The organism is Streptomyces sp. NPDC059900 (assembly GCF_050270335.1).
Lineage (GTDB): Bacteria > Actinomycetota > Actinomycetes > Streptomycetales > Streptomycetaceae > Streptomyces.
The window spans coordinates 1-3,115 of record NZ_JBNNJZ010000783.1; the positions used below are offsets into that span (position 1 = coordinate 1).

The 3,115-nt window shown below is 74.3% G+C and carries 1 protein-coding gene; it reads right to left on the reverse strand.

The genetic code is table 11. The features are described 5' to 3' along the window. Nucleotides 1-3,115: SAV_2336 N-terminal domain-related protein (locus tag ACQKIP_RS43840; RefSeq protein ID WP_427745563.1), on the reverse strand; the 3,115-nt coding region annotated here is incomplete at both ends.

Consider the following 3,115-nt stretch of genomic DNA (forward strand, 5'->3'; position numbering starts at 1 on the left):
GTGTACAGGGGGACGACCGGGCCGTCGAAGCCGAGGATCACGGCGGTGCGGGCCGCGAGCAGTGTGCTCAGGGCGGACGAGGTGGCCGTGCCCGAGGGGCGGGCTTCCGCGGGCGCCGTGACCTCGCAGTACCAGTCGTCGGACTGCGGGACCGGCTCGAAGCGGGCGTCGCCCGTGCGGCCGGAGCGGCTGAGCCGGTCGTGCAGGTCGTTCGAGACGATCACGGTGGCGCGGCTGCCGGGGCGGTTGAAGAGGTGGCGCAGCTCGGCGGGGAAGGTGAGGGCGGAGACCGTGGGGTCCGGCTCGTGGGTGAGGGTGACTCCGAGGCCGATGTGCGGCAATGCGGCCAGGGCGGTCGGGAGTTGCCGGAGCACGGCCGTCAGCGCGTGCAGTACGTGCACCTCCGGCGCGACGTGTGCGTCCCAGCCGCGGGCGCGGGGCCGCAGCTCGAAGTGGTCCGGGCCGATGCCGCCCGCGATGAGGAGGTGGGAGATCTCCCGGCCCAGCTTGTGCAGGGTCTCCGACTGGGTGCCGGAGGGGCGGGTCAGGTACTCGAAGGTGAGGGTGGTTCGCGGGGGCGTCGGCTGGTCGTCCGGCAGCTCACGGCTGACGCCGAGGTCGTCCAGCTGGTCGCTGGGCAGTTCCTCGTACGGGGTGAGTACCTCGTCCTCGGTGTGGGGGAACTCCCGCAGCAGCTCGTCCAGTTCCGCCTGCTGCTGCTCGGTGGCGCCGAGCTCCCGGTTCAGCTCCAGCTGCGTGTGCAGGAGGGATTGCCGCAGGCGGTTGATGTCGGCGCGGGTGGCTTTGGCCGCCGGGCCGGGGATGCCTTCCAGGGGGGTGCCGCGCCAGAGGTCCAGGGCGGAGCGGACCAGCTCCTGGGCGCGGACGAAGTCACCCGAGAAGCGGGCGTGCCGGGCGTCGGAGTCGAGTCGCTGGGCGTGGAACAGGTCGACGACATCGGGGCCCGTCGGCAGGGGCAGGACGTACGCGTCGCTCTCGGTCACCACGGAATCGGGGCCCAGCGCGTTGCGCAGGCGCGATGCGTAGGTGCCGATGAGGCGGCGCGCGTCGCGGGGGGCGCCGTCACCCCACATGCCCTCGATCAGCTCGTCGTGGGTCACGGCTCGGCCGCGGCGCTGCAGAAGCATGCAGAGCATGGCCTGTTCGCGGGGGGTGCCGGTGGCGAGCGGGCGGTTGTTCTGCGTGACGCGAAGGGGGCCGAACAGGGAGTACATGCGCTCGGCCGACGAGGGTGCCGCCAGCCGCGTGAGCCGGTGGAGGCCGTGACGCTGGATATCCGCGTCGGTCGAGTCGAGGTCGTGGAGCACCGATGCCAGCGTGCTGCGGAGCGTGGCGCGCGGGAGCGTCCCGGGCACATTGCCCCCGGCCGGTTCGGCGGCCATCTTGCCGTCTCCGTACATCTCGCGCACCAGGCGGCCGAGCGCGCGGAGGTCGGCGGCGCGGGTCTCCTCGTTGTGGGGGACGAGCGCGAAGCCGCACAGGACCGGGCCCCGCGCCGGGAGCCGCACGTACGAGGCGGAGAGTCCGCCGTGGGCCAGGCCCACGGTGTGCAGGGCGGAGACCGCGCCGGCGAGGGGCGGCACCAGCTCCATGAGCCGGTGGGCCGGCAGCCCGGCAGGATGCTCCGCGAGGAGATCGCGGAGGCTGGGACCGTCGGCGAAGTCCATCACCACGTACGGGACTTCACCGTTGGCGTAGTCCTGTACGGCGGCCACCTGCGGGTGCCGGAACCGCGACAGCTGCCGCGCCACCCGGGTGAAGTCGAGGCGCAGCCACTGCGGTGCCTGTGGGTAGCGCTGCACCACCACGGTCCGTCCGTCGTCGCGCTGGTCCTCCGCGAGCCACACCCTGCCGCTCTGCCCGATCTGCTGCACCATGCGGTAGCGGCCGCCGAGCAGTTCCGTGTCCCGCCCCGCGCCGAGGTGCCGCGCACTCTCCGGGGTGACCGTCGCGAAGGGCTCGCCCGTAGGGGAGGATCCCTGCCCGGCGCCCCTGCCGGAGGAAGCCACCGCCGGTAGTTCGCCGGGTGCCACCCCCGCCCGCTCGTCGATGAGGCCGCCCACCCGGGCCAGCAGCTCCCGGGTACGCCCCCGAGCGGTACGCGGCAGCGTCCGCAGCAGCAACTCCCGCACCCCGTCACGGAATTCATACGCCCCGGCGCCCCCGCCAGAGGCAAGCATGCCGCTCAGGATCACCTCCGCCAGATGCTGCGGACGCGGACGCTTCTCGACCGCCGCCTGGACCAATCGCATCACCGGCAACTGCGGTTCGCCCACGGCCAGATGGCCCGCGAGGCGGAAGGCCTCCGGAGAGGCCGTGGAGCGGAAGCGGAGCACCAGGTCCTCGGCGGAGAGCCGGGTGATGTCCTCGCCGTCCGCCCCGGCGTCCGGGGGCGCGGGCCCCAGCCAGCCCACCGCGCCCGGCAGCTGCCCCCCGCCCGCGTCCGCGACCAGCTCCGCCCAGTGCGACAGCCACGTCCCGGCGGGTTCGAGAACCGGCACCGGTACCGCTCGGGCGGGCGGCGGCGCATCCGCGGTGTACGGCGTGAAGGCGAGGGTGGCGGAGGGCGCAGCCGGGTGCGGGGCGCAGAGGGTGCCCGGAGTCGTGGGCAGAGCCGTGGTGCGCCAGAGGCGTTCCGGCAGTGGCTGGATCACCGCCGTCGGCATCCGGCCCGCCCAGCGGCGCAGCGTGCGGTACCAGCGGTCGCCCGCCGCGCCCGCACGCCACTGCGGGCCCATGCAGTCGCTGATCACCAGGGTGACCGTGCGGCCCGTCGCGGGGGCGTGCGCCACCTGCGGCGGGACCGTGCCGTCCGGGTCCGAGCGGTGCAGTTCGACCGTGCGGAAGATGCCGGACTGGGCGAGCGCCGTGTGGAGTTCGCGGACCAGGGGGCGCCAGACCGGCATGGTCGGACCCGCGTCGTACACCAGGCACAGGCGAAGCCAGCGTTCGTCGGCGGGGCGCAGGACCGGCAGCCAGGCTTTCGGGTGGCCGCCGAGGCGGGCGATGCGGTGGGCCGTGGCCTCCTCGTCGATGACCTGGCCCACCGGGGAGGGGACGCGGCGTTTGAGGGGGCGCAGGGCACGCTGAAGGG